The 5,044-nt window shown below is 69.3% G+C and carries 4 protein-coding genes and 2 pseudogenes; 2 read left to right on the forward strand and 4 right to left on the reverse strand.

Features of this window, described 5'->3' with window-relative positions; translation table 11 throughout:
* Positions 1 to 123: 123 nt before the first annotated feature.
* A pseudogene (locus tag KDL01_RS38950) lies at positions 124 to 946 on the reverse strand (aldo/keto reductase).
* Between the two features lie 50 nt (positions 947 to 996).
* Positions 997 to 2,247, reverse strand: a complete 1,251-nt coding sequence (locus tag KDL01_RS38955) for an MFS transporter (protein ID WP_212533747.1) — start codon at positions 2,245 to 2,247, stop codon at positions 997 to 999.
* Positions 2,248 to 2,407: 160 nt separating this feature from the next.
* Here KDL01_RS38955 and KDL01_RS38960 point away from each other — a divergent pair, with 160 nt between their 5' ends.
* Positions 2,408 to 2,866 carry a MarR family winged helix-turn-helix transcriptional regulator gene (locus tag KDL01_RS38960; protein ID WP_212533748.1) on the forward strand — a complete coding sequence of 153 codons (459 nt, stop codon included), beginning with the start codon at positions 2,408 to 2,410 and terminating at the stop codon, positions 2,864 to 2,866.
* Positions 2,867 to 3,122: 256 nt separating this feature from the next.
* On the opposite strand, the gene KDL01_RS38965 is transcribed toward KDL01_RS38960, so the two are convergent.
* Positions 3,123 to 3,509 carry a hypothetical protein gene (locus tag KDL01_RS38965; protein ID WP_212533749.1) on the reverse strand — a complete coding sequence of 129 codons (387 nt, stop codon included), beginning with the start codon at positions 3,507 to 3,509 and terminating at the stop codon, positions 3,123 to 3,125.
* An 82-nt stretch (positions 3,510 to 3,591) separates the two neighbouring features.
* Positions 3,592 to 4,461, reverse strand: coding sequence for a hypothetical protein (locus KDL01_RS38970; protein ID WP_212533750.1), 870 nt, complete (start codon positions 4,459 to 4,461; stop codon positions 3,592 to 3,594).
* A 284-nt stretch (positions 4,462 to 4,745) separates the two neighbouring features.
* Here KDL01_RS38970 and KDL01_RS38975 point away from each other — a divergent pair.
* Positions 4,746 to 5,044 (forward strand): annotated as a pseudogene (locus tag KDL01_RS38975) (hypothetical protein); the annotation flags it as partial.

Raw genomic sequence — 5,044 nt, forward strand, 5'->3', positions numbered from 1 at the left:
ATCAACCTCGGCCTCACCCGCACCAACGGACGCTGGAACCTGCCGACACCAGCATGAACAGGCCAGTGGCGGGCCGGCTACGCCGACCCGCCACATCAGACCACGAAGATCTTCATCGGACTTCTAGTTGAGCGTGTCCGGATCGGGGCCGGTGCGCAGGCCGCGGTCGAGGGATGTGATCGCCTCGACCTCGGCGCCGGTGAGTTCGAAGTCGAAGACGTCGATGTTCTGCCTGATCCGCTCCGGGGTGACCGACTTCGGGATCACGGTGTTGCCGAGCTGGATGTGCCAGCGCAGCACGATCTGCGCGGGGGTCTTGCCGTGGCGGGCGGCGATCTCGGTGAGGGCCTGCTCGTGCAGGACGCTGCCCTTGGCCAGCGGGCTCCAGGCCTCGGTGGCGATCCCGTGGGCGGCGTCGAAGTCGCGCACCCGCTGCTGCACCAGGGCCGGGTGCAGCTCGACCTGGTTGACGGCGGGTACGATCCCTGATTCGCCGAGCAGCCGCTGCAGGTGTTCGGGCTGGAAGTTGGACACGCCGATCGCGCGCACCCGGCCGTCGGCCAGCAGCTTCTCGAACGCGCGCCAGGTCTCGAGGTAGAGGTCGCGCGCGGGTGTGGGCCAGTGGATGAGGTAGAGGTCGACGATGTCCAGGCCGAGCTTGGCCGCGGAGGAGTCGAAGGCGCGCAGGGCCGCGTCGTAGCCCTGGTCGGTGTTCCAGAGCTTGGTGGTCACGAACAGGTCCTCGCGGGCGATCCCGGAGGCGGCGATCGCCGCCCCGACCGCGCGCTCGTTGCCGTACGCCGCGGCGGTTGATGCTGCGGTATCCGGCGTCGAGCGCCGCGGTGACGGCGGCGGCGGTCTCCGCCTCGGGGACCTGGAAGACGCCGAAGCCGAGCTGCGGCATGGCGACGCCGTTGTTGAGCGTGACGCTGGGGACGGAGGTCATCGTGGATCCTTACTTACCTTGATATTGCAGTGATGTGTGATGTGTACTTGTCAGTTCTGAACGCAGGCCAGGCCCGCGCGGGCCGCCGCCGGCGTGGCCCCGGCCGCCTCGGTTCCCACGCTCGCCTCGGTTCCCACGACGTGCGCGGACGCGGCCGGCCGGCGGCGTTCGAGCCGGCTGGAGACGAGGGCCAGCCCGAGCGCGGCGGCCGCGAGCAGGGCGCCGACCCAGTTCGGTGCCGTGTACCCGAATCCGGCCGAGATCACCAGGCCGCCGAGCCACGCGGAGAGCGCGTTGCCGAGGTTGAAGGCCCCGATGTTGACGGCGGAGGCGAGCGTGGGCGCGTCGTGCGCCTGGTCCATGACCCTCTTCTGCAGCGGCGGCACCGTGGCGAACCCGAGGCCGCCGATGAGGAAGACCGCGAGCACCGCGGTCGGCTTCGTGTGCGCGCCGAGGGTGAACAGGGCGAGCACCACGGCCAGGCCGCCGAGCGCGCAGGTGAGCATCGGCATCAGCCGCCGATCGGCGAACCTGCCGCCGACCAGGTTCCCTGCGACCATGCCGAGCCCGAAGAGCACCATCAGCCAGCTGACCGACCCGTCGGCGAACCCGGTGACGTGCGTCATCATGGGCACGAAGTAGGTGATCGCGGCGAACACGCCGCCGAAGCCGAGCACGGTCATCGCCATGGCCAGCACCACCTGGGGTTCGCGCAGCACCGCGACCTCGCGGCGCAGCCGTACGTGCGCGGGCCGGGGCAGGTCGGGCACCAGCGCCGCGATCCCGGCGAAGCCGATCACGCCGAGCCCGGCGACCATCCCGAAGGTGGCCCGCCACCCCAGATGCTGGCCGACGAGGGTCCCGAGCGGCACGCCCACCACGTTCGCGACGGTGAGCCCGGTGAACATCATCGCGATGGCGCGCGCCTTCCTCCGCGGTTCGACGAGTTCCGCCGCGACCACGGAGCCGATCCCGAAGAACGCGCCGTGCGCGAGCGAGGTGACGACCCGTCCGGCGAGCATCACGGCGAAGCTCGGCGCGAGCGCGGTGAGCGCGTTGCCCACGGTGAACAGGGCCATCAGCAGCATCAGCATACGCCTACGCGGTATCCGGGTCCCGAGCACCGTCATCAACGGCGCGCCGACGACCACGCCGAGCGCGTAGCCGGTGACCAGCAGGCCGGTGGTCGGGACGGTGGTTGCGAAGCTCGTGGCGATCTGCGGGAGCAGGCCGATGACCACGAACTCGGTGGTGCCGATGCCGAAGGCCCCGAGAGCCAGGGCTACAAGCGCGAGCGGCATGGGATGCGGCCTTTCGTGAGCGGGGCGCGAGGGCGCCGGACCCCGCCCAATCTAATTGCAGGCGCCGATAGTTGCAAACGCGTGTAATTGTGGGCGCGGTAGACTGGTCTTGACCGCTGGAGAGAGATACCGCAGGACGAGAGTTGAGGGGTGAGCACCGATGACCGCGACCGACCCGGCTCTCACCGCCCGCGCCCAGGGCTGGATCGCGCTGTCCGTGCTGTACGGACGCATCGAGGCCCGCCTCGAGAAGGCGCTCGAAGCGCGGCACGGGCTCAGTGCCCGCGAGTTCTTCGTACTCGACGTGCTCAGCCGCCAGCACGACGGCGACGGCGGCCACCTGCAGATGCGCCAGCTCGCCGACGCGGTCGTGCTCAGCCAGAGCGCCACCACGCGCCTGGTCGCCCGGCTCGAGGAGCGCGACCTGCTCGAGCGCTACCTCTGCCCGACCGACCGCCGCGGCATCTACACGAACGTCACTCCCGAAGGCGCCAAGCTGCTCGACGCGGCCCGCCCCACCCATGACGAGGCGCTGCGCGAGGCGCTCGCGGACGCCTCGGGTGACCGGGAACTCGCCCCGTTCGTCCGTGTCCTGGAAGAGCAGAAAACAGACTCCTGACCTCCACGGGCCGGCCGATCAGCGCGGTCCGTGCGGTCAGTGCGATCAGTGCGATCCATAGTGCTCCGGGCAACGCGCGACGAGCCCGGGGCGTGGCCGTACACGCGCAGCCGCGCGATCGGCCCGGCGGCGTGACGGCCCGAGCAGGTGCCGACGCGTTACCCCCGCCAGGAGGTCGCGCAGGCTCCGCCAGATCTCTTCGCCCGCCAGGCAGCGCTGTGCCGAGGAGGCTCTGGCGGCGTGGATCCAGGTGGAATCACGACCATTCCCAGACGGCGGCGGCGACGAGAAGCCCGATGAGGAGCATCGAAGCCGCGCGTGCCCGGGGCGAGCCGAGCCCTGCGATGGCGACACCGCCGAAGAAGTGTGCCACGCCGGGGATCGGGCCGTGGGGGCCGTGCACCGGGACGAGTACCGCGAGCATGCCGAGCGGGAAGGTGAGCACCAGCCACTTCGACAGGGCCGGAGTGCGAGCCGGCCGAGTTTGCCGCCCCCGGGTCCCGGCCGACGGGTAGAGGCCTGGATCGGGGCCGGCCACCGGCTGGTTGAGTCGGTCCATCCGAGCCTGAGTCTCTTTCAGGTAGTCCTCGCGGCGGTTGTACTCCGGCGTTCCGGGACTGTCCTCCGGGTCGATACCACTCATCGTCTCCCCCTCCATACAAAGCGGTCAGAATTCTTCATTGCCGGGAAGGTGACAGCCATCGTCCTGCGGCACGGGTCGGGAATCAGCTTCGGAGCGGGCCGTTCCTGAACGGAAAATCCTGCGGATACCGGCGCCGCAGGAGCTGTGCGCTGCGCAGGCTGACGATCGTGATGGTGATCGTCCCGCCCCACGTGAGTGCGTCGCCGACGACGCCGGGCACCCCCACGAGCCCATTGCCGCCGACGGTGTTCATCATGAGGGTGGCCATCGCGGCGACGGCGGGCGCGGCGATCAGTGGGAGCAGCGGGTGGCCGTCCGCCGCACGGAACAGCCCGGTCGCCGCCAGATAGAGCGATTTCACGATCCAGGCGAGTTCGAGGATCATGATGAAGACCACGAACATCCACGCTGCCGCTCTGAGCTCGAAGTTCAGGTGCTGGGCGGACTTCTGCAGATAGTTGCCGAGGGCTATGAACGGCGCCGCGGCGGCGAAGATGCCGAACCACGCGGCAATGGCGATGTACGGCCAGCGCAGCTGGATCAGGGCCGCCCGCCGCGCGCCGCGCCTGGTCCACCATACGAGGCACAGCGAGACGACCGGCAGGATGAACACGGCGGTGACCACACTGATCATCAGGCCGAGGAACCAGTTGCCCTCGGGATTGTCGTTCCCGATATTGATGGTCTTGACGTGGTCCTTGCCGTCGGTGATCGTTCCGAGATGGCTCAATCCCGAGTAGTAGACGGCCGTGCCGACGATGATCGCGATGGCGGCCCAGCTGCGGACCTTCCCAAGCCGATCGATGGACTCCACGGGCTCGCCCAGGTAGGCATCGCTCGGTTCGATGAAGTAATTCGGGACGCGCCATATGCTGAACTGCTTTATTCTGCGCCACAAGCCACCCACGCTGTCCCTCCCCGGGCAGGCGTTCTCGGCGAGTGACCGGGGCAATTGTCAAATCCTGTGTATGCGGCTTGGTGTCTTAGTCTGCGGCAGACCTCGGCGGACGCTCAGCCGCGCCGCACGGAGCGCATGTGAGAGGCGCGAGGTGCGACCTGCTAGTCCTTCGGGAGTTTGGTCAGTCAGGCGGATGGTCTGTATGCGGCGAACGCTGGCGCGGCCCGCGTCGACCCGGCTACGCCTGTCCTGGGTCGCTTCCTGCGACTCCGCCCTTTTCGCGCAGTCAGATCGGCGTGGATGCAGACTCCTGCGGTGTCGGGGCAGAATGGCCGTCCATGGATCATTCCGACCTCGATGCGGCCCGGGTCGCGCACGGTTTCTTGACGATCGGCGAGTGCCTGGACCTCGGGCGGCGGATCGGAGCGCTGTTCGATCCCTACTCGACCCTGCTCTCGCGCCACGCCCGGTTCGGGCCGGGCACCGTGATCTACCCCGGCGTCAGCGTGGAGTGCGCGCCCGATGCGACGTGCGAGTTCGGCCCGGACAACGTCCTGTATCCGGGCCTGCGGGTAACCGTCGGATCCGGCGCTGCGGTGGTGGTCGGGGCCGGCAACCGGCTCGGGGAGGGCGGGGC

The sequence above is a fragment of the Actinospica durhamensis genome, assembly GCF_018139695.1.
GTDB classification, from domain to species: Bacteria; Actinomycetota; Actinomycetes; order Streptomycetales; family Catenulisporaceae; genus Actinospica; species Actinospica durhamensis.

Coding starts and splice junctions, on each gene's coding strand:
- KDL01_RS38955 (WP_212533747.1), bottom strand. CDS start 2,247: ATGCCGCTCGCGCTTGTAGCCCTGGCTCTCGGGGCCTTCGGCATCGGC.
- KDL01_RS38960 (WP_212533748.1), top strand. CDS start 2,408: ATGACCGCGACCGACCCGGCTCTCACCGCCCGCGCCCAGGGCTGGATC.
- KDL01_RS38965 (WP_212533749.1), bottom strand. CDS start 3,509: ATGAGTGGTATCGACCCGGAGGACAGTCCCGGAACGCCGGAGTACAAC.